Genomic DNA, 26,542 nt, shown 5'->3' on the forward strand with positions numbered 1-26,542 from the left:
GGTATAATACCCGCCTAAAACCGGACATAAGTCCGCTATTTTTAAAATACATTACTGAGGAGTATTTATGACTGTTGGCATTATTATGGGTTCTAAATCAGATTGGCCAACCATGGAACACGCAGCGCTCATGCTCGAAAAATTTGGTATTGAGTACGAAACAAAAGTGGTCTCTGCGCACCGCACTCCTCAACTTCTTGCAGATTATGCAAATTCAGCCGCAGATCGTGGCATAAAAGTGATTATTGCTGGTGCCGGTGGTGCTGCACATTTACCGGGTATGGCAGCGGCATTTACATCGCTTCCTGTGCTTGGTGTTCCAGTTAAATCTAAAGCCTTAAACGGTGTAGATTCATTGTTATCTATTTGCCAAATGCCAAAAGGCGTAGCCGTGGGTACACTTGCTATTGGTGAGCCAGGCGCTGCTAACGCAGGTTTACTTGCTGCACAAATTTTAGGGTGCCAAAACCCAGAAATTTTTGCAAAAATTGAAGCATTTCGTAAAGAACAAACCGAGACTATTTTAGCTAACCCTAATCCTGCAGAGTAAAAATGAAAATTTTAATTTTAGGTGCCGGCCAACTTGCGCGAATGATGAGCCTAGCAGGCGCCCCCCTTAATTTAAATGTGGTTGCGTACGATGTAGGCAGCCAAAAAATTATGCATCCGCTAACCGGTGAAATTTACACAACCACACTTGAGCAGGCAATTAGTGACGCTGATGCAATTACCGCAGAGTTTGAGCATATCCCCGATGATGTACTTACACTGTGCTGCAACAGTAATAAATTTTACCCAGGTAAAGCTGCCATTAAAACCGGTGGCGACCGCGCATTAGAAAAAGCGCTACTAGATAAAACAAACGTAGCATGTGCACCGTATCAACTGATCACAGAAAAAGCGCATTTAGAATTAGCGGTTAAAACCCTAGGCAAACCGCTGGTTATTAAAACGTGCCAAGCAGGGTACGATGGTAAAGGGCAGTGGCGTTTAAAATCAGATGACCAAATAGAGCAAATTTGGTCGGAAATGGCTGATTTTATTGCCTCTGGCACACAGGATGCGCCACACAGCATTATTGCTGAAAAAATGATCCCGTTTGACCGTGAAGTCTCTATTATTGGTGCACGCGATAAGCAAGGTAATGTGGCTATTTACCCAATTACTGAAAACGAGCACACCAACGGCGTGCTTACTTTGTCGATTGCAGGTAAAAATAACACGCTGGTTGAACAGCAGGCCCATAGTGCATTTACAAAAATTGCCAACGAGCTTAATTATGTTGGCGTACTTGCCATTGAGTTTTTTGATGTAAACGGTACTTTACTGGTTAACGAAATTGCGCCGCGAGTTCATAACTCAGGGCACTGGACACAGCAAGGCTGCCATTGTTCGCAGTTCGAAAACCACATGCGAGCTGTAGCGGGTTTACCGCTAGGTAATACAGAGCTTAAGCATATTACCGCTATGATTAACGTGCTGGGCCAAGGATGTATTCCTACCGAGGTTTTAACAGTCAGTGATGTAACCAGCCACTGGTACGGAAAAACGGCAAAACCTGGGCGTAAAATGGGGCATATTAATGTATCTGCAGATAACATTAATAACCTTGCCGATAAGCTTGGGCAACTTACCGATTACCTACCTGAGCAAGCGTACCCCGGCATTTTAAAAGCTGCTACTGCACTTATGCTAAGTGAGTAAAGGCTGCAATTAACTAATTAAATACCGGCTTAAGCCGGTATTTTTTTGTCATAAAAATAGGTATTAATTGTGTAATACTGGTAAAGTCTATTTTTTAATTTTTTGAAGTAAAAAAATGAAACTAAACATACTTTATGGCGCATTAGCCATTGCCGCTTCATTTAGTTTAAATGCTACAGCCAGCCAAAGCCTTCGTATTGCCACTTTTAATGTGAGTATGGATGCAACTAATCACACGCCAAAAGGCGAGCAAGTTAACCCCGATGCGCTAGTTAATGCACTGAAATCAAACCACCAGCAAATAAAAAATATAGCTGAAATAATTCAGCGTGTTCGCCCTGACATTATTTTATTAAACGAGTTTGACTACGTACCAAAAGCGCAAGGTATAGATTATTTTAAACGCCAGTTTTTAAATGTAAGCCAAAATAAACAAGCCCCCATTGATTACCCATACAGCTTTATTGCCCCTGTAAATACAGGTCTTGCTACTGAGTTTGACCTTGATAACAACGGTAAAAAAACCGCTGTAATGGGCGATGCACAAGGTTTTGGTTTTTTTGAAGGCCATTACGCGATGGCTATTTTATCTAAATACCCCATTAACCTTGAGAAACTGCGCACGCTTCAAACGTTTAAGTATAAAGATATGCCTAATGCGCAAATGCCAATTGACCCTAAAACAAAAGAGAATTGGTATAACACGCAAGAATGGCAAGCGCTTAGGCTTAGCTCTAAATCGTTTTGGGATGTACCCGTAATAGTAAACAATAAAACGGTGCATGTGCTTGCCTCGCACCCAACACCGCCGGTGTTTGATGGCGACGAAGACAGAAACGGCAAACGTAATCATGATGAAGTTAGGTTAATTGCCGATTATGTTGCTAATAAAGCCTATATTTACGACGATAATGGCCAAAAAGGCGGATTAAAAGCAAACTCGCGGTTTGTTATTTTAGGTGACTTAAACGCTGCGCCTGAAGGGGATAAAGCACGGGTTGAAACCACTAATCAAATTTTAAGTAACCCACTTATAAATTCGCAATTTATACCGCAAAGCGCCGGTGCTAAAGAGCAATACCCGCAGCCATATGCAAAGCACTTTACCGCTAACTGGCAAGCGCGTGTAGATTATGTATTACCGTCTACCTATGGGTTTAAAATACAAGACGGCGGGGTGTTTTGGCCCACTAAAAACAGCGAGCAATATAGATTAATAAAAGATAGAAACGCATCGAGCGATCACCGATTGGTGTGGCTCGATTTGCTAATAGAGTAAACTCATCTTTACCGTGAAAATGTGTTATTTATCTTAAAAAATTGCAATAACTCAAGTGCTTCTGCTTAAATACGGCTCAATTATAATAACCGTATAGAAGCACTATGATTTTTAACCTATCGTCATCAAAAACATTAGTAGCGCTTGCTGTAACCTCTAGCATTATGCTTGCAGGTTGTAGTGCTACCGCTAATACCTCTTCATCACAGCAAAGCGCTTTACCAGCAACTCCCGTTGCTGCGGTTGTAAACACACCTGCTGATGCTGGCTCGCAAAATATTACGCTAGAACAAGCCATGGCAAATCCTGATTGGATAGGCAACCAGCCTAAAAATGCGTACTGGGCAAGTGATTCAACCACCATTATTTATGCTCAAAAGCAGCAAGGCAGTAACCTAAACGATATTTATAGCCAGCCAATTAACAGCAAAAAAGCGATGCAAGTTTCACTTGATAAACTGCATACTGTAGGTGCTTCTAAAGCGGTTTATTCATCAGATAGAACACTTCAAGCTTATACGTTTAAAGGCAATGTATTTGTTAAAAACCTAACAACGGGTGAACTTAAACAAATAACTGCTACCTCAGCTAATGAGTCTAAACCACAGTTTTTAAACAATGGCGATTTAGTTTACCGCCAAGGTAATGTGTTTTTTAAAGTTGATTTAAAAACAGGGCTAAGTACAGAGCTTGCTAACTTAAAATTGGCCGATGAGCCAAAAGGCTTACAAGAGCCAACTAGTTACATAGCAAAAGAGCAGCATAAACTGATTGAGTTTGTGGCGCTGCAACATAAAAACAAACAGGATACACAAACACGCAATGAGCAAATAAACGCGCAAAATAGCTCCATTGCTAACACCGCTTTTTATTTAGGTGATGGCAATGTAATTAAAGAAGCGCAACTATCGCCAAACGGTGATGCTTTAATTGTTGTGCTGCAAAAGCAGCAATCGTGGCGTGATAAAGGCGATATTATGCCTAACTACATCACCGATGATGCCACTATTGAGCCTAAAAAAGTGCGCCGTCGTGTGGCTGATGCAAAAGAGCAAACATCATCGGTGATACACATTAACCTTGCAGATAAAACACAAACGCCACTGAGCTTTGATACGCTACCGGGCTTTGATGAAGATGTTTTAGCCGAGGTTAAAAAAGAAAACTACGCGCGTGATGGTAAAACGTATAAATCTAAAAAAGCGCCACGCGGTATTAACTTAATTACTAATTGGGGTTTAAACCAAGCCCCCATAGTGTGGAATGATGACGGCACGCAAGTTGCCATTATGCTAGAGGCGTGGGATAACAAAGACCGCTGGATAGCCACAATCGACTTTGATAAAAACGAGCTTGTATCGCAGCACCGCCTGCATGATGATGCTTGGATAGCCTACGCGTTTAACAATTTTGGCTGGTTACATAATTCAAACACCCTGTATTACTTATCAGAAGAGTCGGGCTATAGTCAGCTTTACAAAAAACCGCTTAACGGCAAAGCAACCGCTTTAACTAGTGGCCAGTTTGAAGTATCGGACATTACGTTAACTCATGATAATAGCGCTATTTATTACAAGGCAAACGTAGAGCACCCAGGCCTTTACGAAATTTACCGTGTTAACCCACAAACAGGTAAAAACGAGCAAGTGACAGACCTTAACGGTATGACCGACTACACGTTAAGCCCAGACGAAAGTAAATTACTGCTTAAGCACTCTAAAATAACAATGCCAACAGAGCTTTTTGTTGCCGATGCTAAAGCTAACACCACGGCTACACAGCTCACCCATACGGTGTCGGATGAATTTTTAGCTAAAAAGCTCACCGCACCTAAAATTGTTGCCGTGCCATCTAGCCACACAGAGCAACCTATTTATGCCAAGGTGTATTACCCAAGTGACTATGTAGAAGGTGAAACAGGCAAAACCCGTAAAGCGGTTATTTTTAACCACGGAGCAGGGTACTTACAAAACTCACACATGGGTTGGTCTGTGTATTTTCGTGAGTTTATGTTTCATTCATTACTTGCCGATGAAGGTTACATAGTGATGGATATGGATTACCGCGCTTCTAAAGGTTATGGTCGCGATTGGCGTACTGCGATTTATCGCCAAATGGGTACACCTGAAACGCAAGATTTAGCAGATGGCGTTAAATGGATGGCGCAAAACGCAAATGTTGACACCAACGCAGTAGGCACATACGGTGGCTCATACGGCGGGTTTATGACCTTTATGGCGCTATTTACTGCCCCTGAGCTATTTCAATCTGGGGCAGCACTTCGTCCAGTAACCGATTGGGCGCATTACAACACCGCTTACACGGCTAATATTTTAAATCACCCAGATGTAGATCCCATAGCGTATGAGCGCAGCTCACCAATTTATTACGCTGAGGGCTTAAACAAGCGCTTATTAATTAACGCACCTATGGTTGACGATAACGTGTTTTTTCAAGACTCAGTACGTTTAGTACAGCGATTAATTGAACTTGAAAAGCAAAACTTTGAAACGGCCATCTTCCCGGTAGAGCCGCATGGCTTTGTACAGCCGTCAAGCTGGTTAGATGAATACCGCCGTATTCATAAATTATTTAAAGAAACACTTTAATCTTAAATTTTTAAATTAGAGTATAAAAACAAAAACGCCGCGTTAACTAACGCGGCGTTTTTATTAATATTGAAAAGCTTAATCGCTATTTTTTTAAGTATTTAATTGCTAAAGGTATGCCAAGCAATGTGCCGCCAATAGCGCCAATTAAGTGCGCATCAATGGCAACGGTTGAATCAATTAATTGGCCAATACTGGCATCGGGGCCGTTTACTTGCTCCATTATTATTTTTATCCACACACCTATAAATAATAAATAACCCGATTTAAGCGACAGGGTAATGTCTTTCACCGCTCCCCAAATAATGACACCATGCAATAGGGCGCTTAACCCCGTGTATATAGATATAGCAGGGCAAAACCATAATACGCCGAGTCCACACCACAGTGCTAAAAAACACACATTAAAGGCATAACGCGCAGGCGACGTGTATTCGCCATGCAGCAACCAAATTAAAAATATGCCTAATGCATTTAATCCTAAATGCGCCCAGTTAGCATGTACAAATTGACTGGTAAACACTCGCCAAACTTCGCCGTTTTCAATGAGCGCTCGGTTAAATTCAAGTAAATTATTTAAATCAAATGCAGCAAAAACAATGCTAAAAAGCATCAAAAATAATGGCGGAAGTAAATAACGAGGTTGTAGCGGTAAATTAAGCATTTTATTATGTTTTTTTAGTCAAAATTTTTGCATATTGTGCCCGTTTAACTTTAAGATGCCAAATACAACTACGTAATTAAGTGTTTTTAGTATTTTTATGCATTTTAAACTTAAGTCATTATTTACTATTGGTTTGTTTGCAGTAACGCTGCCAACAATAGCAAAAGAACCTGCAAAATTAGAAATTCGTGAGCCAGAAGCCACCACCTCAATTGTACAAAAACAATTAGTAACCGGTGATCAATACATGGTGGCCGCGGCCAACCCGTATGCCTCACAAGCTGGACAACAGATTTTAGTTAAAGGCGGGAGCGCGGTAGATGCGGCAATTGCAACGCAATTAGTGCTTACCTTAGTTGAACCACAATCATCGGGCATTGGTGGTGGTACATTTATGTTGTACTACAACAAAGCCGATAACACACTTACAAGCTTTGATGGCCGTGAAACCGCGCCACAAAATGCTGACGAAAATCTGTTTTTAGATAAACACGGTAAAGCCGTTAAGTGGATTGAAGCAGTTGTTGGCGGTCGCTCTGTGGGTGTGCCAGGTATTTTGCATGCCTTTGCAAGTGCGCATCAACAATACGGTAAACTTGCGTGGAGCGAGTTATTTAAACCCGCTATTAAACTTGCCGAGCAGGGCTTTGAGGTGTCGCCACGTTTACACGGTTTATTGGCACGCCAATTAAATCCAGGTGTAATGAGTATGCCGGTGATTAACGAGTATTTTTACCCTAATGGCGAATTAATTAAAGCTGGTACTATTAAAAAAAATCAGCCCTTAGCAAATTTATACAAAGACATTGCTAAACAAGGCATTGATGCATTTTATAAAGGCGATAACGCTAAGCAAATGGTAAACGCAGTGCAAAATTCAAAAATTGCACCGGGTACATTAAGCGAATCAGACCTGGCTAATTACAAAAGCAAGCAACGCGACGCAGTATGTATTAAATACCGTGCTTATAATGTGTGCTCTATGGCCCCTCCTAGTAGTGGTGGTGTAGCGGTATTACAAATTTTGGGCTTGCTTGAACACAAAGACATGAGCGCGCTTAAACCTAATAGCGAAGAGGCAATTCATTACTTTAGCCAAGCCTCACGCATAGCATTTGCCGATCGCAATATGTACATGGGCGACCCTGATTTTACACAAGTGCCTACCAAAGAGCTGTTAAATAAAAAGTACATCGCATCGCGCGCCAAGCTTATTACTGAGCAAGACACAAAAGCAGTAGCAGGTAATCCGGTAGGCTACTTAAGCTACGCAAAAGATGATTCTTTTGAGTTGCCATCAACATCGCATGTATCCATTGTAGATAGCTTTGGTAATGCCGTATCAATGACCAGTTCAATTGAAATGGCGTTTGGCTCAACTGTGATGGTTAATGGCTTTATTTTAAATAACCAATTAACCGATTTTGCGCTTTCGCCACGTATTGACGGCAAATTAGTAGCTAACCGCGTTGAGGCGGGCAAACGTCCACGCAGCTCTATGTCGCCAGTAATGGTGTTTAACAACGACGGCAGCTTGCGCTTAGTGGTTGGCTCGCCAGGTGGCAGCCGTATCATTGATTACGTAGCGCAAGTGGTTATTGGTGTACTGGATTGGAACTTATCGGCGCAAGAGGCGATTAACCTGCCAAGAACCACCAATCGTAACGATTACACGAGCCTTGAAAAAGGCACTGTGCTTGAAGCCATAGCCCCACAATTAACTAAACGCGGCCATGCGGTACGCGTACTTGATTTAAACTCTGGCTTACATGCCGTAGAGGTTAAAAACAATAAATTGTATGGCGGTGCCGATCCGCGCCGTGAAGGGGTTGCTTTATCGGATTTAACTGACAAAAACGCCACTATCAAATTTTAATTTATGTATAATAGCCATGCAGGCAGTGAAGCCTGCATGTGTTTTCTCTCAATGGTCTGACAAGCTTAATTGTCATTGCAATTTAACCTTTTACAATGATAATGGCAGATCATAACTTAAGACTCCGTTAAAGCCTGGAAATATGACAACTAATACTGATCCTAACTACCTTTATATTCCTTACTCTGGCCCTGGCCTAATTGAAACTCCGCTTTTAAACAAAGGCAGCGCGTTTAGTAAAAAAGAACGCGAAAACTTTAACCTTGCGGGTTTGCTTCCTCCACGTTTTGAAACAATTGAAGAGCAGGTTGAGCGTTGTTATCAGCAGTATTCAAGCTTTAACGATAACTTAAACAAGCATATTTACTTGCGTGCCATTCAAGATAACAACGAAACACTTTACTACCGTTTAGTGCGCGATCATCTTGAAGAAATGATGCCAATTATTTACACGCCAACGGTTGGTGATGCCTGTGAAAAATTCTCAGATATTTACCGCAGTGCACGTGGCTTATTTATTTCGTACGAAGATCGCTATCAAATTGACGACATTCTACGTAACGCCACCAAAGGCAAAGTAAAAGTAATTGTGGTTACCGATGGCGAACGTATTTTAGGCCTAGGCGATCAGGGTATTGGTGGCATGGGTATTCCTATTGGTAAATTATCACTTTACACAGCGTGTGGTGGTATTAGCCCAGCGTACACATTACCTGTAATGCTTGATGTAGGTACTAACAACGAAAAACTGCTTAATGACCCTATGTACATGGGCGCGCGTCATAAGCGTATTGCGCAAGATGAATACGATGAGTTTTTAGACTTATTCATTAAAGCGGTTAAACGTCGCTGGCCAAATGTATTACTGCAGTTTGAAGATTTTGCACAGCCAAACGCTATGCCATTACTTAAACGCTACCGTAACGAAATTTGTAGCTTTAATGATGACATTCAAGGTACTGCAGCGGTAACTGTGGGCTCTTTATTAGCTGCGTGTCGTGTTAAAGGCTCAACCCTTAGCGAGCAAAAAGTGGTATTTGTTGGCGCAGGCTCAGCCGGTTGTGGTATCGCTGAGCAAATTATTAGCCAAATGGTGTTTGAAGGTATTAGCGAAGCACAAGCGCGCAGCCAAGTATTTATGGTTGACCGTTTTGGCCTACTCACTGAAGGCATGGAAGGCTTACGCGATTTCCAACAAGCACTAGCGCAACCACAAGCTGCATTAAGCGAGTGGACTTACAGCGGCGAATACGCTTCATTATTAGATGTAATGCACTGTGCAGCACCTGATATTTTAATTGGTGTATCGGGTCAACCGGGCTTATTTACTGAGCAAGTTATCCGCGCTATGCACTCAGGCTGTGAGCAGCCGATTATTTTCCCATTAAGTAATCCATCTAAGCAGGTTGAAGCACATCCAGCTGATGTTATTAAATGGACTGAAGGTAAAGCACTTGTAGCAACGGGTAGCCCATTTGAACCAGTAGAGTTTAATGGTGAAGTGTTCCCAATTCCACAATGTAATAACAGTTATATTTTCCCAGGTATTGGCCTAGGTGTGATTGCAGCAAAAGCAACACGCATTACCGATGCAATGCTGAGTATGTCGAGCGAAATGCTTGCTGAGTCATCACCACGAGCAAACACAGGCAAAGGCAGCTTATTACCTGCACTGACTGAAATTGAAACGTTAAGTAAGCGTATTGCATTTGCAGTGGCTAAAAAAGCAATTGAAGAGGGCGTAGCTCTAGAGATTAGCGACGATGCACTGTGGGCTGCTATTGATAGAAATTACTGGTTACCTAAATACCGTAACTACAAACGTTGTAGCATTTAATTACGCTGAGTAACGTAAAGTAAATAAGGCTGTAAGTTGCGTTACAGCCAGTTACAAAAAACAGGCAATTGCCTGTTTTTTTGTGCTTGTTCATTTATTGTTAACCACGTAGGCTCTTTAATGGTGACAACAAAAATACAATGGATAATGCAATGAAAACACACATTCTTTTATTAAGTAGCGCAATTGCCTTAAGTACCTTGAGCCTTGATGCGCATGCAAACTCAACACCTAACGCTCCTCATATTTATGTTAAAGGTGAAGCAACCGTAACCACTATGCCTGACTACGTACAATTAAGCGTAGGCATTGTAGAAATAGATAAAGACCTAATTGATGCTAAAAACAAGGCCGATAAAACCATGGCCAAAGCGATCAAATTAGTAAAAGAGCTTGGAATTAAAGACGGTAATATTAATGCAGGGCATATTTCTATAAATCGCGAAAGCCAGTACAACAGAAGCTCTGGCGAGCAAGAATTTAAAGGCTTTAGAGTGTCGCGCACGTTAAGCGTTAAACTCTCGCAAATCGAAAAATACCCTCAGCTGTTACAAAACCTAGTAAATAACGGCATTAACCAAATAAACCAAACGCAATTTTTAGCAAGTAACTATGAAGAGCTGCACAAACAGGCGCAAAAATTGGCCATTCAAGATGCCCGTAAAGCCGCCAAAGAATTAAGTGCCGATTACGGCGTTGAGCTAAAAGGGTTATATACGGCATCGCTAAGCCCAATGAACGTACCTGCTCAGCCTTATGCACGCTCAGAAAAAACCATGATGGTGGCAGATAGCGCACCCGGTAATTTTGTTCCTGAAGCGTATCATGCTGGAGAAATTAAAGTAACAGCGTCTAGCTATGCGGTTTACTTTATTGACTAGTATGTTGGCAGGTAAAACGAGCCACTAGTTTATCCCCTTGTGGCTTGCTAATACGTGCAATCGCGTTAAGCATGTTGGTAATTTCTTGTCTGTCGTATTCGTTACTTACATGCTCGTTTATGTCATCTACAATGGCATTTAAGTAATTAAATAGGCTGTTTCGGGCAGCATCATTGCCATGCGCTACAAACAATATATTTTTAAATGCCTCTAAAACGTTTGTCATTACATACGCATCGCCTTTTGCGTAATTACGCAGTGGCGTAAAGTTATCGTGCAGTAACTCATCAAAACTGGTTTCGTGTATAAAGAGTAACGGGGCGTTGTCGCTGTGTTTAAACGAATAATTTGTATCATTAAGCGACAGGCGCTCAATTAATAAAATACTCAGCATATCTATCGATTTAACCGCTGTACCAGGGTCATTAATACCTGGGCTCATTGCTTTAACGGCAATTTCTGAAATTTGCGTTAATCCATAACGGTAATGATCGCTAATGTACTCTTCTATATAAAAAATAAAGCAGTCTAAAATTTTAGCGATAAGTTCTTCGTTGTTAGAAATATCTTTATCGCATTTTAAAAACGGATAGCCTTTAACGGTAAAGTAACCTTGGTTTACCGAGATATACACCCGAATATTTTCCTCGGCTAATATGGCGCATAACTTATCTGTATGCACCCCTTTGTAATAACCCTCGGTAGTGCTATTAACTGAGTGCCACTGTGTAAAATCAGGAAAGTCAGTGAATGGTTTTTCTGATTGCCTATCTACAATGGCTTTAATTTCGCGTTTAGTTTGGCTAAATAAACCGTTAAGTACATTATCTACTTGAATGGCTTTAGATATTGAATGAATAAAAAATACAAACAAGCCAAGCGATACTAAACCAAACACCAATGACAGCAGCACCCCAAGCGATGGGATAGCGGTATCGCCACCTTCAAGCTTATTAATATTAATGAGCATAATAATTGAGTAAATTATGCTGCCTAAATAAAAGCCCAATACCATTTGATGCGACTTACGGGTAATAAGCCCAGGTACAACCCGGGGAGATAAACTGGCGCTGGCCGAATTTAAAACCACCATCACCATAGAAAAACTAAACACCGTAAGCGATATAATACTGCCTGCTAGGGTGCTTAAAATGGTGCGGGCATTTTCGGCGCTATCTACGAGCACAACAGATATAAACGCCTTGAGCTGCTCTACAGGTGCTATGTATTCAAGCGACATGGTAATTACAGCAAAAAGTAAAAAACCAACCGAAAGTACAGAAGGGTAAAAGCCAATGCTGTTGATCATTTCACGATAGCGGTCGGCTACTTTGCGAGGGACAAACATAAATTCCTTTCATTGCGTTATAAAATTCAACTAATACACACTGTAGCATAGTTACTAAGTAAACTTATGATTGTGCAAAACTATGTTATTATTGCCAAAAATAAAACAGGACAACACCGTGATAGTTTCTACGTATGCTGCGCTTTTAGCGTTTTATTATATTTACTTAAGTTTTAATGTGATCAAAGTGCGCCGCAGCGAACAAGTGTCGCTTGGCGATAACGGCAACCCTAAATTACAACGTGCTGTGCGTGCCCATGCTAATTTTATGGAATACGTACCTTTTGCGATTATTTTGCTTTTTTTAGCCGAATACCAAGGCCTTGCCAGCCATTATTGTAATATTTTAGGGGGCGCATTATTAATAGGGCGTGTTTTTCACAATTTAGGCATTGTTGAAAACAACCTTAAGTATCGCCAAATTGGTACCATTGCCACCTTTTTAGTGATGGTTATTAGTGCCTTTTTGTTGCTTGTAACACGCAATAGTTAGAAATAGCTGTTATGAGTAAAATATTTATAATAGGGCTTCCGCGTACAGGCACCACCAGTGTATGCCACGCTTTTTTAGAGTTTGGCATTGCCACGGCGCACACCGCGTACACTTCGTATTGTTTTGAAAACGCTACAGCCATAGCCGATACCCCTGTATTTAATGACTACCCAGCGTTAGATAGCCATTACCCCGGCGCTAAATTTATATATTTAGCGCGCAAAAAAACACCTTGGATTGCCTCAATTAGGCAATTGCTGCTGCGAATGCATACTAATTTAACGCGCCCAGACGGTGGTTTTAATATTCATATAAAGCGTTGTTACTTAACGACCTTTACTGACTTAACGATTGATAATATTAACCAAGATGATTATTTAGCAAAGTGCTACAACACACATTTAGCAAGCGCGCGTAAGTATTTTAAGCACCGCAGTAACGACTACTTAGAAATTGATATAGCAAAGCCACAAAGTTTTGCCGAGCTTACTGCGTTTTTGGGCATTAAAAGCGAGCGTACCGACTTTGAAAAAATGAACATAGGCGGCAAAGTGACCGCATGGAACGATATTAAACACCCGTTAAAAATTGACTCAACAGCAAAAGGGCGCATAGATAAGCATTTACCTTATATGCGTTAATTTTGCCCTGCGCTGCAAGATTTTTACTATTAAATACGCTAAAATCCCCGCATTATTTTTTAAGTAGTACAAAAAATGTTTGAATTAAAATACAACACCCCCTTTGAATGGACCGAAGCGGTTTTAGCCGACTTTAATACGTTTTTACAAGACCACGCTGCCGCTGAAAAAAAGGCATCGGGCATGGCTATTTCTATGCTGTCTCATTACCCAGACAAACGTAAACTGGTAAAAGCCATGACCGATTTAGCGCTTGAGGAGTTAATCCACTTTAAACAAGTGCTTAAACTGCTTATTGAACGCGATACTAATTTAGGTGATGACAAAAAAGATCCATACATAAAACAAATACGCGCTTTATTTAGACATGGCCGTGATGGATTTTTAATGGATAGATTACTGGTTGGCGGCGTTATTGAAGCCCGCGGCCACGAGCGTTTTTCATTGGTTGCCCAAGCATTACCAGAGGGTAAAGAAAAAGACTTTTATGTGGCGATTGCTAAATCAGAAGAAAAACATAAAAACTTATTTGTAGAGCTAGCGTACGAATACTTTGATAAAGAAGAAGTTGATGTTCGTTTAGAAGAGCTACTAGTCGCTGAAGCTGAAATTTGTAAAAACATTCCTTTTACTGCCGCACTGCATTAATACTTTTGGCACAAAGCACTGCTTTGTGCCTTCTCTCCTAACTTCATTTGCATTTTGCAAATCAAAATACTAAAGCCGCCTGTGCTTATATCTCCAACCATTTTAATTTATTGAATTTAAAGCTAAATATTTGCTGGTCTTAAACTTGCTCTGTTAAACCAACGCATACTTGAGGACGCGCATATGTTTAAAGCCATTATTTTTGTAATACTTTTTTTACCGTGCTGTGTATACGCCAAGCAAAGCAATTTAAATTACATAGAAAACGCCAATGGCGACAGAGTAAAAAAAGTATCCCACTTAGTTAAGTGGACCCATACTCGCTTTGTATTTAACCGCGATATAGCACGTGTTGCGCTAGGCCACGAAACCACACTCGATGTAAACGTAGTAAACGGACGCGAGCTATTAATTTTAGCTAAAAAGTTGGGCCGCACCTCTATGATGGTGTGGTATGACGACAACACATCAGAAACATTTTTACTGGGCGTGACCGAAGACTACAGTGTACTTGAAAATGCCCTTAACGATATTCATCCTAACTTAGCGCTCACCATCGCACCTGATAGACACGCGGTAGTACTACGCGGCGAAGTACCTACGCTTAATTATCGCCATGCAGCCCACGAAGCGGCAAAAAACTATTTATATGCTAGTAGCTCGCAATCGGCGCAACCTGTTATTACCTCTGCGCCTAACCAAGGAATGTTTAATTCTTTAGCGCAGCGTTTACAGGGCATGGGTAATTTAAACAATGGTTTAGCACAAAGTTCAAGTAAAGTAGCAATTATTAACCTTATTAAAGTTACGCAAGCGCCAAAGCCTAAGGAAGCGCGCATAGCGCAGGTGTTAAAATCGATGGGGGCTGACAAAGTAACTGTAAAACGTATTTCGGTTGATGAGTTATCAAACGATGATAACGATGTGTTTATGCTCAGCGGCACGGTTAAAAATCAAATTGAACTGGTGCGTTTGTTAAATACCATCAATAAATTATTTGAACCAGAGCAAGCAAGCCAAGCACCCACATCGGCACTAGATCCAAACGGGCTTATCAGTAGTACAACGCAAAACGAAACAAGCGCTATTGAAGTACTCGCAAATGAGTCTGGCGGGTTATTAAATGACGATTCTGGCCTGACTTTAAGTAATGTAAATTCAAACGTAGCGAGGGCAACTTTGCTTTCGGTGGCTAAAGGTAAAGTGCTTTCAAGCATTGAAGTAGAAGACTTACCTCAAGTGAGGGTGTCGGTGCAGCTTTATGAAGTTAATCAGCGCCGCTTAAAGCAATGGCGTCCAGATATTAGTGTGCTTTCGAATGGGTATAACAACGAGCAAGGTTTATTTGGCCTACAAGGCATGAATGCCCGTGAGTCTGGCTCAGCATCAATAGAAAACGCACTGCAATTAATTGGCGGGCAATTAACAAATAACTTGCAGTTATCAACCTCGCAATTTGCTATTGATATGTTGTTTTCTTTACTAGAGCAAGAGGGAATTTCAAGAACGCTTTCGCGACCTACACTTACCGTACTAGCCGGCGAAAGCGCGGTATTTAAAGTAGGCGGCGAAGTGCCTGTACCTACAAGCTACAGCCCATCAGGCGTTACCAGCGGGCAACAAGGTAACAGCGGTTCAGTGTTTAGTGGTACTGAGTTTAAATCGTTCGGCGTTGAGCTTAATGTTCGTGCGTTAGTGGATGACAAAGACCGCATAACCCTTGATTTAAACCCGGTTATTTCATTGCCAGACACCACACTCACAGCAGAAATAGCACAAAGCACCGGCAGCAGTTTAAACAGCAGTGCATTTAATACGCGCAGTATGCAAACATCTACCCGTTTACAAGACGGACAACCTTTAATTATTGGTGGCTTAATTAGTACAGATAACAACGCCAGTCACGACTTTGTACCTGATGCAAACGGCGAGAGCCTGTTTGGTAAATTAAGCGAAACAACCAGTAAAAGCGAAAACAACCGCGAGTTGATTATTGTGGTTACCCCTAATTTAGTCCGCGAGCCGGTTAATAATTTACGCGTATGGCAAACAGTTGATTTAGATAGCCAAATGGCCAGTTTTATACAGGAGCAAGGGTTATGAAAATAATATATATCGTTATTTTACTGAGTATATCGGGCTGCGCACATATAGATTATGCGCCCAGTGTAAACCCACATACTGCGCTAAGTGAAATTGTTACTAAGTATGCACTAAATACCAGTGCTTTAACTTGTGAAGGGGTAAGCGCGGTTAATTGTTTAGCCTTAGTGCATGAGCTTAATCAGTTAATGCTTGAGCACCCAAACAATAAGGTTATTTTATCTGTATCAGCTTATGCGCTGTATAAAAGCGGACGAGCTAATCAGGCGCAATCGGTAATAAACAAGCTTCTTAATTTACCTAATCCGCCTTTAAACGCGCTGTCTTTAGGCATTAACTTAGCTATTGAGCAAGGCAATTTAGCCAAAGCAAAACAAATTGCCCAATACGCTATTGATGAATTTGGTACTGAGGCTTCACCGTATTTACAAATGGCGTCTATTTATTATGCGCAAGGGCATTATGTTATCGCAGCTAACTATTTAGAGCTTGCCTATAAATTTGGCACGCATAAAAGCCATTATTACTATCACAAAGGGCTAATAGCTGAGGCGACACCTGATAACGCATTGGCGTGTCATTATTATAATGAGGCAATAGGTTTTGATGCGCAGCACAACCAAGCCACAGCGCGCTACGCGAAACTTTCGGTACTTGGTAATTGTGAAAGTTAAGGCCGCAAGGCCTTTTTATTTTATAAAACTGCGCACTCCTTAGTTAAACCCGCTCATAAAAAGTAAAAGCAACGTACCTACCTAAACAATTAAAATAGCCTTACTCGTCGTTGTTTAAACCTATCTCGCTTTGTGAATAACGCCCATCTAATTGCTCGCCACTCTTACTTTTAAAAGCTTGCCATAAATGAGTTAACAGCTGCCTTTTAATTAATCTCTGCTTGCGTTGTAACGCACTTTAATAATGATTTGCAAAATGCGAATCATAACAAGGATAAGCAAAGCACATTTTAAATGATAAAATTAAGCTTTTGATTTTTAATGATTTAATTAATGGCACGGTCCTCGCTATATGTAAAGTGGGCATAAGCTCTAACACATTTAAGGTGATCATTATGAAAACTATGAAAAGCAACTTAAACGGTAAAAAACAACAAGGCTTTGTACTTACTTCTGAGCTAATTATTCTTTCAACTTCTATGGTGGCAGCACTGGTAATTGGTTTATCAACCTTACGAGACTCTGTAACCAGCGAGCTTGAAGATGTAGCAGAAGCAATTGGCTCGTTAGATCAAAGCTATGTATTTGATGGCATGATCAACGCCGAAGGCACTGCAGAAATTTCAGGCTCAGGCTATGTTGATGCAGTAGATGTTTACGCAGGCGATGGTAGCTCGTTTACTTTTGTTGCCTCTGACTTTAGTGAAAGTGCTGCACTTATTAATGCAACGCCAAGTGGCGATGCTGCAACACGTACAGCAGCAGGTGGTTCACAAGGTAATTAAATTTATAACTACCTAAATCACACTGCCACAACCGTGTGGCAGTGAAATTTGTCAGGAGGAAATTATGAAAAGTAAAAATAATAAAGGGGCGACTACCGCTGCACTCACCTTACTTATCACCTCTGGCATGTTGGCCTCAGCGCTTGGCATCAGACAAGTAAACGAACAAGACTTAGTTACTGCCTGGGTGGTAAATAAAAATATGTCGGCGGGGCAAGTAGTGAGTGTGCACGACATTGCCCAAAAAGATGTAAACCCTAGTAACTATGCAAATATGGCGCTAAGTATACAAAATCCCCGCGCCTTTATTGGTAAGCAATTAGCCACTAATAAAATGGGTGAACAACCATTATTTGAAACAGATTTTATGCAGGTTAAAAGCCAAAATTTATCAGAGGCGATCCCCGCAGGCAGAGTGCTTTATACATTAAAATTAACCACTTTAGATATTCCATTATCGAGGGTGCACAAAGGCGACCGCTTAGATATTGTTGCTAAAACAAACCGACTTGTAAGAACCGTTGCGCGTGATGTGCAGCTTATTGGCATTTCAAAAGGCCCTGGCAGTAAAGCGCAAAAAAATGGCGTGATGGACAGCCTAGCAAAAAAAGAGCCGGCAACCAGCGCGGGTGTGTCATTAGTGTTGGGTGTACTCCCTAAAGATGTGTATTCGTTAGCCGCAATTGATACCCAAGATAAGGTATCGATAATTGTGCACAGCGCTTATGACATTGAACAAGGTCGCTTACAAAATTTCTCCCAATTACAAACTAGCCGAACAATTCAAGTGGTTAAAGGCGTTAAAAACCAAGCTGTTTATGTAGCTAAGTGAGGCGCTATGTTTAATTTATCAAGTAAACCTGAGTCTGTAGAAACCAATTTAAATACCTTTGAATCACTTAAAAAAATTCTCCACGATGCGGTAATTGAAGAATACGAGCAAGACCCAAGTGCTTTACTGAATGATGCGCTGCTTGAAAAAATATCCGCCCTTTGCAGTGATATTGACGAATTTGCACAATCATCATTTAACAGCCATCAACAAGCTCAAGTAGTACAAGCCGTTTACGACGAAATACAAGGTTTAGGACCAATAGCGCAATTTATGCTGGATGACCAAGTAAGCGATATTTTAATTAACGATACGCAAAATATTTGGATAGATAAGCAAGGTAAATTGCTATGTACAGCCAGTAAGTTTGACGATGAACGTCACTTACGTCGTTTTGTTGATAGATTACTTGATAGTTGCGCTCGACAAGTTAACGCACTGACTCCCATTGTAGATGGCAAACTAAAAGATGGCAGCAGGGTACATATTGTAGTGCCACCGGCATGCACCAGTGCTGCTATTGTTTCGATTAGAAAATTTAACCACAAAAAAATTAACGATGATTTTTTAATCGAGAATAAGTTTTTAAGCAAAAGCTGCCTCACTTTTTTAAAAACCGCGGTGGCCTTAGGGGTTAATATTTTAGTGTGTGGTAATGCCGGCGCAGGTAAAACTACTTTGTTAAATGTACTGGCTAATTCGATAAATACCAACGAGCGGGTAGTAACTATAGAAGAAAGTGCAGAGCTAAATTTGCACCATAATCATGTGGTGCAATTAGAGGCGCACGACACCAACAGCGATGGAAAAGGCGCCGTTACCCTGCGTGATTTAGTAAAAGCGGCACTAAGAATGCGCGCCGATAGAATACTTGTAGGCGAAGTACGCGCAGGTGAAGTAATAGACATGCTGCAAGCCATGAACTGCGGCCACCAAGGCTCAATGACCACCGTACATGCTAATAGTGCAAGCGATGCTGTTACCCGATTATCAACACTAGTGCAATTACATAACGCGCAGCTAAGCGACACCCACACCAGCGCATTAATTGCATCAAGCATTCAGTTAATTGTGCATGTTTCTCGAAATACAAACGGTGTAAGAACCCTAAAAAGTATTGGTGAAATAAAGCGTGTAAACGGACGTGCGCAATACTCTGCGCTGTATAGCGTAAGCGATACCGAACAAGTAAATGATAAGGCAATTAGTACCTCAAGCGTGGTGAGCTTTATGCAAAGCCAAGGTGCTAACGCAAACGAAATAAGTGCATTACTGCAACCGGCCAGGGAGCGTAATTATGAATAAACTTGATTACTTACTGGCCATAGCAAGTGTTATGTCATTTACCTTAGCACTGAGTGTTTTTATAACACTTAAAGTAAAAACACACGCTGCAAATACTAAGCACGAGGTTGATGTACTTGAAGAAAAAGACATTATCACAGTGTCACTGCGGGTACTTGGAATTAACATCAGTAATGCTTTATTTATAAGCGTTGCTTGCTCGCTTGCCACCAGTACTTGGTATGTTGCACAGTACTTTTATCCTCAAGCAACTACAAGTGCATTAATTGTTTCTTTGGTTGTATTTATAACCTGCTTTATAGTGATTATTGATTTAGCACACTATAAATTAGCCAAGTTTGAGCACTTATTTTTAGAGTACATAGAAACCGTACAATCGTGTTTAAGTACTGGGCTTTCACTTGTTCAGGCTATGCAATTTGCCGACGAACACGCCGATAAATACATTAAACCGCAAAGTCATTTATTACTGCAGCGCTTAAATATGGGCAGTGATATACAAAACTCGTTTGCCCCTTTAATTAAACGCTACAACTGCGAAACCGTGCGGTTATTTGCACATAGCATAATTACTCATACACAAAGCCAGTGCGATTTAACTGACATGCTTAAAAGTGTATGCAAAATGATGTCGTTAAGAACGCTAGATCGCCAGCAGCTCAAAGCTAAGCTTTCTGGTACTAAATACGCTGCGCTGTTTAGTGGCGTTTTACCCTACGCTTTAGTGCCTTTATTTAATTACACAGATCCAACCTGGTTCGATCCGCTGTTAAATAACCCCAATGGCATGGCGTTTATTACCGTTGCTGTGCTTTGCCAGTTATTTGGCTTTTTATGGCTTCGCCTAAGCTTGAGGGTAACGCTATGATAGACCTATTTTTATTTGTTGGCTTATTGGTGAGTATGGGTGCATTTATCCATATTCAAAAGCAGTCATTAAAGGCTGAGGTTCAGCAACCTATCAAAACCAATATAAATTGGTATCCATTAATTGTTATTTCAAAAAGCCAATTTAGACAAGCAGGGTATCAGTTAAATAAAATTTTATTGAGCATGTACTGCTTTAAAATGGCCGCCACATTTTGTGCTTATACTGCCATAGAGATCACTGGTTATGTATTAAGTACACCGCTTGTAGCCATTATCTGTTTTATTAGCTTTTTTGCGCCTGATATGTGGTTTTTATTTAAAAAAGGCCAGCGTAAAGTACAAATAAACAATAGCTTAGAGTTTTTTTTAAGTGTGCTGTTAGTGTATATGCGCGCTGGCTTTTCGCTAGAGCGCGCATTTGCTTTAGCGGTTGATCACGGGTTAAGTAAAAAACACCCTTTATATAAAGAGCTTAAACTATTTTTGTTTGAGCTCAGTGCCGGTAAAGACCGCGAAACAGCCTTTAATTCGTTATATGACAGAACAGGGGTATCGGGTTTAAAAAAATTAGCTAATTTAATGCTTATTGGCTCTAAGCTTGGCACCCCGTTAATACAGGCTGTTGAGTCACAATTAGAAAGCTTTGCGCTTAAAAAAAATATTTTATTAGCTAAAAAAGTAAATAAAAAAGCATTGCATACCACCTTTCCCATTATCTTAATTTGTTTTCCTATGTTTTTAGTACTGGTGTTTTTTCCTGCGGCGCTGCAGGTAATGAATGTACTAAAAATGCTGGTTGAAGTGCTATAGGAGCGCTCTATGAATAAACAATACCAACAGGGCTACATACTCACTATTGAGCTGATTTTAATTATTACCATTTTAATTATTGGCTCAATTGGTGGTGTTATTTTAGTGCGCGATGCACTTATTAAGCGCTATCACACAAAGGTAGATAACCAAATAACAGTGGTTGATGCTAATAACACCCCTTTAGGAATCGCCATTGGGTTTGATGAGCACCAGGCCCCTTTAATTTTTTACACAGACCGCCAAGCAAATGCAACATACCGCGCTTTAATTGGGATACGCGATGACAGGTTCACCTCACGAGAAGCCATTTATTACGATGCGCCTAATTGCCAAGGCAACCCGTGTATAAAAAGTTTAAGTGATGAGTTTTCAGATAGTTTAGGAGTTAGTAACACCGCGAATAGTGGCAATGTAAGTTATATCAATGCGCTACAACAAGGCCCTAATTATGCCATTGGGCAATTAAGTAACTCCGTAATGGGGCAATTACTAAAAAGTACAGCATTAGCGTGCCCCGCAACAGGTGACGAAATTGTATCGCGCTATATGTCTCAAAAGGTAGTTACTGGTAACCCGTGCGAAAGCTTTTCAATTGCTAAACAGCAAGCCGATAGTAGTTGCTTGGTTGGTGTAACTGCGCTTGGTAATCCGTTATTAGGCATAGACAGTCAGCAATTATCGCAGTCGTGCAATAGTTGCCAAACAGGGTATGAGCCGCAAGGCGATATTCTTGATTTATATTTGCCACAAGTTGAAGTGTTATTAGGAACCGCGCTTGATGCACTGTCGCTCATAGGTGTAGCAAGCAGTGTAGATGTAGAGCTAGGCAGTATTTGCTGCCCCCAAGGTACGCAACTAGAAGAAGATGAAAATATAGTAGAAACACTGGTATTTACAATTTTAGAAACAACCTTTGAGCTGCTAGGTATCGATTTAATAAATAACGACATAATTATTCAAACGCTGGCCCTTATTGGCATAGAGCCTGGCGTGACTTACTGCGAGGCTTCGCTCAATTTAACTTCTGCAGAGCCGGTGTTAAATGCACAAGGCGAACCCGCTTTAAATAACTTACTTCCGCCATTTAGAGTAAAACTTCCATCACATACAAGTGCTAACAGCACGCGTTGGATTTCTACACCGCCGAAAGGTGAAGGAGTGCGCCCATGAACAGCTCATATGCAAATAATATAAATGAATTTAACAACACACAAATAGATGAAATAAAACAAGAAATAACCGAAACGCTGACCCTAATGAAGCAGTTTTATGATGTTTCTATTGTTAAATTCGTTGATCATAATGCCTTGTATACGCAACAAATTATCAGCTGCGATGACCCATACAAAGCCGACAGTGAATTAAATAGCTTGGCACAAACGTGCACACAAGAAAAACTCTACATAATTGAAGACACCTTATTTGACCCACTAACAAAAGGGCGCTGCCAACAGGTACGCTTTTACTCTCAATATCCCATTTATAATTTAGATAACAGCTTAATTGGCGTACTGATCATTGCCGATATTTCACCTAAAACACTTATTGGCTCTCAAAAAGAGCAATTTGTATCTTTTGCGCAATTACTGCAAACCCAGCTTAACAAACATTTTTCCCCAACTAAGACAGTTAAACCGAGTGAGACAAAATCACTAAATCGATTTGTTCACTTATTTAGCTTAGCGCCGGTGGCCTTTTTAATTGCCCTGGTTATTTGCTCGTTCTCGGCTTTGCTTATATATACGTTAGATAAAAAAGACAAAAAAAGTGCCTATGCCATACAAACTCAACAGTTAAGGCAAACGCTGTTTGATGCATTAGAGCGCTTTGACAACCAAGCACTTTACATTACTCAAAAAGATAAAATTGTCGCAGGCTTTTTAAAAAGCCAACAAAGGTATACTCAGCAACAATTAAGTGATTTAGTAAAAACACAGGTATCAAGCAGTTTAACGTATAAAGGTTTTGTTGTATTTGATAATGACTATAAACAACTTGCCATATGGTCTAAAAACAACTTTGATTTAGCAGCTTATGGCTTTACTAATTGGCTAAACGCATTTTCAATGCGCGCAAATAAACAATCAGTAGAGGTATTTACTGTTGCCGATACAGCGTTTTTAATTTCAGAAATAAACATGGGTAATAGCGCTATTTATACACTCACAGCCTTTGATTTAAGTAAGTTTTTAAATGCCATAATAGGTAAGCTAAATACGCAAAATTATAATTTATTTATATCAACCCCTCAGTTTATATTAGGAAGTAGGGGGGAACTAAATGTTAAAGCTATCCCTAACAGCATAAGCGCAGCAAGTAGTCGTTTTCCTGCTACGTGGCGCTTGCATGTGCAACCCATCAAACCGATAACGCCTGCTAATGTATCTAGGTTCGACTTATTTAAACTGGCATTAATTAGCTTAGCTATATTTGCATTTGTTTATTACTTTTTACGTTTACCAAGGCGATTACATGACGAAATTAAACAAAAAAACACCCTTATACTTAATAGAGAATCGCTGTTTTCAAGCTCGCTTGATGCGCTGCCGCATGGCTTTGCCATTTTTAATAGTAACGAATTTCCGGTAATAACTAATCAGGCATTTAACGAATTGTTTTCTCATGTTATTCAAAACAATAAGCAATTAAGTTACAGCCAAATAATGAGTATATCTCAACAAAATAATATTATTACGCATTATCAAGAGCATAATAAATTAGCTAATGAACATAGCCAATTAATAGATATCGGCTTTAGCGATGGCCGCTGGATCACCGTTGTGCAAAGGTATACCGACTTTGGTGGCTTTGTTTGTTACTTTAGAGATGAAACACAAGCGCATCAAAAAGAGTTATTACTTGCCCAAGTAGTAGAAAAGTCTAAGCAAGCTAACCAGCTAAAAGATAAATTTGTAGCACGCTTAGCAATGCAATTAAAAGCACCACTTAGTTCACTGCAATCTATAGTAGAGCTTAATTATAAAAACAGTAAAGGCAATTTTAACAATGAGTTAGAAAATGCATGCACACAGTTAAGTTGTGTTGTGCAGCAGTTGGTTAATATAAATAAAACCGATACCGGTAAATTAAAGCTTAAAATGAGCGCTATTAATTTAGCTGACTTACTTAAAAATACGGCCGATATTCTTAATAAAGACTCTGATGATAAAAATATAATCATTAATAACAATATGCCCATAGATAAAGGCATAAGCAGTGATGAAAAACTGATTATGCAATTAATTATTCAGCTTGCTAGTGAGCTTATAGAAAGCACACATCAAGGTAAATTGTCGTTAAATTCTGAGCTGATTAACGAGCAAGGTAAACATTATTTGTCGCTTGGTTTTTCTATAAATAACTTAGTAAATCAGGGCAGCTTTTATAGTCAGTTACAAATGGTATGCAAACAACGGCCTTTTGAAAGCGATATTAATTTTGATGCTACATTAGAGCTGCGGTTTTTTATGTCAATTTTTAAAATGCTCGGCGGTAAAAATATTACTGTGCACGAGCGCGGTAAAACAACATCTATTAATTTATCGTTATTAGTTAACACGGTAGAATTGTTACCCGTAAGTGCAAACAAGCAAGAGTCTATTACTGAAACTACAACGCATACAGAATTTAACAACACCAAATCGTTGTTATTAGTGGATGATGAACCGCTCGTAGAAATGGTTATTAAAGCCATGCTGAAAGATGAAAACGTAGCAATAGATTATGCAAGCAATGCAATAGAAGCTATGTTGATGGTGTCGCAAAATAATTACGATATTATTTTAATGGATATTGTTATGCCAGAACTCTCGGGCACAGACGCGATGCTTAAAATAAAAAAACATAACGCAGACAAGCAAACCAAAATTATTGCCCACACTTCAGATTCTGACACAAATAGTAATGCTAAGTATGTTGAACTTGGGTTTGACGATATGCTTGAAAAACCAGTAAAGCAGCAAGTATTAATTAATAAAATTAAGCATTTGCTAAGCTAGGCCAAATTAAACAATATAAAACTGTAAAATACACAGGGCCTATTATTTTTAATAGGCCCAAACTGGCAGTAATTATTTCATGTAGCTGCTACTTTATTTCATAATTTTAAAAATGAAGGTTATTTTAGACTCTTTATATTTTACTCTTTTCGCTTAACTCAAAATAAACCCTACTTACTATTAATAGCCACAGACCGCGCTTTAAAGCCTCTCAGGTTTTTATAATTATTTAAACCTCAAAAAAATTATTTAAAAAACAAGCTGGGATGATAATTGCTCATCACTATACATACACAGGTTTAGGCTAAATTATAAATATTGATGAGGATAGTAAGTATGAGTAAAACACAAACCATTACCGTTGAAGGCCACAAAATTGCGTATCAAGAAATGGGCGAGGGCACACCTCTACTATTATTACATGGTATTCCGACTAACAAATCGTTATGGCGAAATGTTATGCCAACACTGAGTGAGCAACATCGTGTTATTGCACCTGATTTACTCAATTACGGCGAATCGGATATGCCAAAAAATACCGATGTATCAATTAATGCCCAATGCAAAATAATCAGTCAATTTATGGATGAGCTAGGTATTGCTAAAGCAAACATTGCCTCTCATGATATAGGTGGCGGAATAGCACAACTCATGGCGGTAAATTACCCAGAAAAAGTAAACAGCTTAATATTAATTGATAGTGTTTGCTTTGATTCTTGGCCAATACCCGAGTTTGAACCTTTGCTTGAGCCTGGTGTAGAGCAAGAAACATCTGTTGATGAGTTTGTTGATACGCTAAATGAATTTATGCCAAAAGGTGTATACGATAAAAGCATAATGACCGACGAACTTAAAAAACAGTATTTAAAGCAATGGAGTAATGAGCAAGGTAAAGCAGCGTTATTTAATAATATGCGCCGACTTAATAAAGAGTACACACAAGCAATTGCCGGTGAGCTTAAAAGCTTAAAGCATGAAACCCTCATTTTATGGGGTGATGAAGATAACTTTCAAAAACCTAAATATGCACCTCAGTTAGCTCAAACCTTACCAAATGCAACACTAACTTGGATAGAAAAAGCAGGGCACTGGGTTATAGATGAAAAACCAAAACGAGTAACTTCGTTAATGGGTGAATTTTTGGCAGATAAAAAGTTTTAAAATACCTTAATTTTAAAGGCC

At 40.0% G+C, this 26,542-nt stretch carries 22 protein-coding genes; 20 read left to right on the forward strand and 2 right to left on the reverse strand.

Annotated features, from left to right (window positions below; genetic code table 11):
- Positions 1 to 67 precede the first annotated feature (67 nt).
- The 4 genes from purE to NQT65_RS02360 all read left to right on the forward strand — a co-directional run bounded on the left by purE (position 68) and on the right by NQT65_RS02360 (position 5,592).
- Positions 68 to 550: a 5-(carboxyamino)imidazole ribonucleotide mutase gene (gene purE / locus NQT65_RS02345; protein ID WP_024033606.1), complete on the forward strand. Its 483-nt coding sequence runs from the start codon at positions 68 to 70 to the stop codon at positions 548 to 550.
- A gap of 2 nt (positions 551 to 552) precedes the next feature.
- On the forward strand, positions 553 to 1,704 hold the full coding sequence (locus NQT65_RS02350) for a 5-(carboxyamino)imidazole ribonucleotide synthase (protein WP_004586607.1): 1,152 nt from the start codon (positions 553 to 555) through the stop codon (positions 1,702 to 1,704).
- 115 nt (positions 1,705 to 1,819) lie between these two features.
- On the forward strand, positions 1,820 to 2,983 hold the full coding sequence (locus NQT65_RS02355) for an endonuclease/exonuclease/phosphatase family protein (protein WP_256844978.1): 1,164 nt from the start codon (positions 1,820 to 1,822) through the stop codon (positions 2,981 to 2,983).
- Between the two features lie 104 nt (positions 2,984 to 3,087).
- Positions 3,088 to 5,592, forward strand: a complete 2,505-nt coding sequence (locus tag NQT65_RS02360) for a S9 family peptidase (protein WP_256850402.1) — start codon at positions 3,088 to 3,090, stop codon at positions 5,590 to 5,592.
- Positions 5,593 to 5,677: 85 nt separating this feature from the next.
- Here NQT65_RS02360 and rrtA read toward each other — a convergent pair whose 3' ends face one another.
- Positions 5,678 to 6,256: a rhombosortase gene (gene rrtA / locus NQT65_RS02365; protein WP_256850403.1), complete on the reverse strand. Its 579-nt coding sequence runs from the start codon at positions 6,254 to 6,256 to the stop codon at positions 5,678 to 5,680.
- 97 nt (positions 6,257 to 6,353) lie between these two features.
- Here rrtA and ggt point away from each other — a divergent pair, with 97 nt between their 5' ends.
- The 3 genes from ggt (at position 6,354) to NQT65_RS02380 (ending at position 10,850) form a co-directional block, all read left to right on the forward strand.
- The gene (ggt, locus tag NQT65_RS02370) at positions 6,354 to 8,132 is read left to right on the forward strand and encodes a gamma-glutamyltransferase (RefSeq protein ID WP_256850404.1); all 1,779 of its coding nucleotides are present in this window, start codon (positions 6,354 to 6,356) and stop codon (positions 8,130 to 8,132) included.
- 142 nt (positions 8,133 to 8,274) lie between these two features.
- Positions 8,275 to 9,969, forward strand: coding sequence for an NAD-dependent malic enzyme (locus NQT65_RS02375; protein ID WP_004586602.1), 1,695 nt, complete (start codon positions 8,275 to 8,277; stop codon positions 9,967 to 9,969).
- 152 nt (positions 9,970 to 10,121) lie between these two features.
- A complete protein-coding gene (locus NQT65_RS02380) occupies positions 10,122 to 10,850 on the forward strand; it encodes an SIMPL domain-containing protein (protein WP_256850405.1) in 729 nt (242 codons plus the stop codon).
- On the opposite strand, the gene NQT65_RS02385 is transcribed toward NQT65_RS02380, so the two are convergent.
- On the reverse strand, positions 10,840 to 12,198 hold the full coding sequence (locus tag NQT65_RS02385) for a DUF2254 domain-containing protein (RefSeq protein WP_004586600.1): 1,359 nt from the start codon (positions 12,196 to 12,198) through the stop codon (positions 10,840 to 10,842). The genes NQT65_RS02380 and NQT65_RS02385 overlap by 11 nt on opposite strands.
- Before the next feature lie 118 nt (positions 12,199 to 12,316).
- On the opposite strand from NQT65_RS02385, the gene NQT65_RS02390 reads away from it, so the two are divergent.
- The 13 genes from NQT65_RS02390 to NQT65_RS02450 all read left to right on the forward strand — a co-directional run bounded on the left by NQT65_RS02390 (position 12,317) and on the right by NQT65_RS02450 (position 26,521).
- A complete protein-coding gene (locus tag NQT65_RS02390; RefSeq protein ID WP_054982679.1) occupies positions 12,317 to 12,691 on the forward strand; it encodes an MAPEG family protein in 375 nt (124 codons plus the stop codon).
- An 11-nt stretch (positions 12,692 to 12,702) separates the two neighbouring features.
- Complete coding sequence (locus tag NQT65_RS02395) at positions 12,703 to 13,332, forward strand: sulfotransferase (RefSeq protein ID WP_256850406.1); 630 nt, start codon at positions 12,703 to 12,705, stop codon at positions 13,330 to 13,332.
- A gap of 75 nt (positions 13,333 to 13,407) precedes the next feature.
- On the forward strand, positions 13,408 to 13,980 hold the full coding sequence (locus tag NQT65_RS02400) for a MiaE family protein (RefSeq protein WP_024033616.1): 573 nt from the start codon (positions 13,408 to 13,410) through the stop codon (positions 13,978 to 13,980).
- Positions 13,981 to 14,163: 183 nt separating this feature from the next.
- Complete coding sequence (locus NQT65_RS02405) at positions 14,164 to 16,083, forward strand: secretin GspD/PilQ domain-containing protein (RefSeq protein ID WP_256850407.1); 1,920 nt, start codon at positions 14,164 to 14,166, stop codon at positions 16,081 to 16,083.
- Complete coding sequence (locus tag NQT65_RS02410; protein ID WP_256850408.1) at positions 16,080 to 16,757, forward strand: tetratricopeptide repeat protein; 678 nt, start codon at positions 16,080 to 16,082, stop codon at positions 16,755 to 16,757. Before NQT65_RS02405 ends, NQT65_RS02410 begins: the two co-directional genes overlap by 4 nt.
- 395 nt (positions 16,758 to 17,152) lie before the next feature.
- Complete coding sequence (locus NQT65_RS02415; RefSeq protein WP_024033620.1) at positions 17,153 to 17,542, forward strand: hypothetical protein; 390 nt, start codon at positions 17,153 to 17,155, stop codon at positions 17,540 to 17,542.
- Between the two features lie 64 nt (positions 17,543 to 17,606).
- Entirely contained in the window at positions 17,607 to 18,374 is a 768-nt protein-coding gene (locus tag NQT65_RS02420; protein WP_138685707.1) for a hypothetical protein, read from the forward strand.
- A gap of 6 nt (positions 18,375 to 18,380) precedes the next feature.
- Complete coding sequence (locus tag NQT65_RS02425) at positions 18,381 to 19,679, forward strand: TadA family conjugal transfer-associated ATPase (protein WP_256850409.1); 1,299 nt, start codon at positions 18,381 to 18,383, stop codon at positions 19,677 to 19,679.
- Positions 19,672 to 20,547, forward strand: a complete 876-nt coding sequence (locus NQT65_RS02430) for a type II secretion system F family protein (protein WP_256850410.1) — start codon at positions 19,672 to 19,674, stop codon at positions 20,545 to 20,547. The genes NQT65_RS02425 and NQT65_RS02430 overlap by 8 nt, the downstream gene beginning before the upstream one ends.
- Entirely contained in the window at positions 20,544 to 21,359 is an 816-nt protein-coding gene (locus tag NQT65_RS02435; protein ID WP_055253567.1) for a type II secretion system F family protein, read from the forward strand. Before NQT65_RS02430 ends, NQT65_RS02435 begins: the two co-directional genes overlap by 4 nt.
- Positions 21,360 to 21,368: 9 nt before the next feature.
- A complete protein-coding gene (locus tag NQT65_RS02440; RefSeq protein ID WP_096041750.1) occupies positions 21,369 to 22,532 on the forward strand; it encodes a hypothetical protein in 1,164 nt (387 codons plus the stop codon).
- Positions 22,529 to 25,360 carry a response regulator gene (locus tag NQT65_RS02445; protein ID WP_256850411.1) on the forward strand — a complete coding sequence of 944 codons (2,832 nt, stop codon included), beginning with the start codon at positions 22,529 to 22,531 and terminating at the stop codon, positions 25,358 to 25,360. Before NQT65_RS02440 ends, NQT65_RS02445 begins: the two co-directional genes overlap by 4 nt.
- Before the next feature lie 336 nt (positions 25,361 to 25,696).
- The gene (locus NQT65_RS02450; RefSeq protein ID WP_256850412.1) at positions 25,697 to 26,521 is read left to right on the forward strand and encodes an alpha/beta fold hydrolase; all 825 of its coding nucleotides are present in this window, start codon (positions 25,697 to 25,699) and stop codon (positions 26,519 to 26,521) included.
- Positions 26,522 to 26,542: the final 21 nt, after the last annotated feature.

The sequence above is a fragment of the Pseudoalteromonas agarivorans genome (genome assembly GCF_024518735.1).
GTDB lineage: Bacteria > Pseudomonadota > Gammaproteobacteria > Enterobacterales > Alteromonadaceae > Pseudoalteromonas > Pseudoalteromonas atlantica.

What these genes read in the sequence shown, in the direction of transcription:
- rrtA (WP_256850403.1), bottom strand. Translation starts at nt 6,256, where the DNA reads ATGCTTAATTTACCGCTACAACCTCGTTATTTACTTCCGCCATTATTT.
- NQT65_RS02425 (WP_256850409.1), top strand. Translation starts at nt 18,381, where the DNA reads ATGTTTAATTTATCAAGTAAACCTGAGTCTGTAGAAACCAATTTAAAT.
- NQT65_RS02420 (WP_138685707.1), top strand. Translation starts at nt 17,607, where the DNA reads ATGAAAAGTAAAAATAATAAAGGGGCGACTACCGCTGCACTCACCTTA.
- NQT65_RS02350 (WP_004586607.1), top strand. Translation starts at nt 553, where the DNA reads ATGAAAATTTTAATTTTAGGTGCCGGCCAACTTGCGCGAATGATGAGC.
- NQT65_RS02360 (WP_256850402.1), top strand. Translation starts at nt 3,088, where the DNA reads ATGATTTTTAACCTATCGTCATCAAAAACATTAGTAGCGCTTGCTGTA.
- NQT65_RS02450 (WP_256850412.1), top strand. Translation starts at nt 25,697, where the DNA reads ATGAGTAAAACACAAACCATTACCGTTGAAGGCCACAAAATTGCGTAT.
- NQT65_RS02355 (WP_256844978.1), top strand. Translation starts at nt 1,820, where the DNA reads ATGAAACTAAACATACTTTATGGCGCATTAGCCATTGCCGCTTCATTT.
- NQT65_RS02400 (WP_024033616.1), top strand. Translation starts at nt 13,408, where the DNA reads ATGTTTGAATTAAAATACAACACCCCCTTTGAATGGACCGAAGCGGTT.
- NQT65_RS02405 (WP_256850407.1), top strand. Translation starts at nt 14,164, where the DNA reads ATGTTTAAAGCCATTATTTTTGTAATACTTTTTTTACCGTGCTGTGTA.
- NQT65_RS02410 (WP_256850408.1), top strand. Translation starts at nt 16,080, where the DNA reads ATGAAAATAATATATATCGTTATTTTACTGAGTATATCGGGCTGCGCA.
- NQT65_RS02375 (WP_004586602.1), top strand. Translation starts at nt 8,275, where the DNA reads ATGACAACTAATACTGATCCTAACTACCTTTATATTCCTTACTCTGGC.
- NQT65_RS02440 (WP_096041750.1), top strand. Translation starts at nt 21,369, where the DNA reads ATGAATAAACAATACCAACAGGGCTACATACTCACTATTGAGCTGATT.
- NQT65_RS02415 (WP_024033620.1), top strand. Translation starts at nt 17,153, where the DNA reads ATGAAAACTATGAAAAGCAACTTAAACGGTAAAAAACAACAAGGCTTT.
- purE (WP_024033606.1), top strand. Translation starts at nt 68, where the DNA reads ATGACTGTTGGCATTATTATGGGTTCTAAATCAGATTGGCCAACCATG.
- NQT65_RS02385 (WP_004586600.1), bottom strand. Translation starts at nt 12,198, where the DNA reads ATGTTTGTCCCTCGCAAAGTAGCCGACCGCTATCGTGAAATGATCAAC.
- ggt (WP_256850404.1), top strand. Translation starts at nt 6,354, where the DNA reads ATGCATTTTAAACTTAAGTCATTATTTACTATTGGTTTGTTTGCAGTA.
- NQT65_RS02430 (WP_256850410.1), top strand. Translation starts at nt 19,672, where the DNA reads ATGAATAAACTTGATTACTTACTGGCCATAGCAAGTGTTATGTCATTT.
- NQT65_RS02435 (WP_055253567.1), top strand. Translation starts at nt 20,544, where the DNA reads ATGATAGACCTATTTTTATTTGTTGGCTTATTGGTGAGTATGGGTGCA.
- NQT65_RS02380 (WP_256850405.1), top strand. Translation starts at nt 10,122, where the DNA reads ATGAAAACACACATTCTTTTATTAAGTAGCGCAATTGCCTTAAGTACC.
- NQT65_RS02395 (WP_256850406.1), top strand. Translation starts at nt 12,703, where the DNA reads ATGAGTAAAATATTTATAATAGGGCTTCCGCGTACAGGCACCACCAGT.
- NQT65_RS02445 (WP_256850411.1), top strand. Translation starts at nt 22,529, where the DNA reads ATGAACAGCTCATATGCAAATAATATAAATGAATTTAACAACACACAA.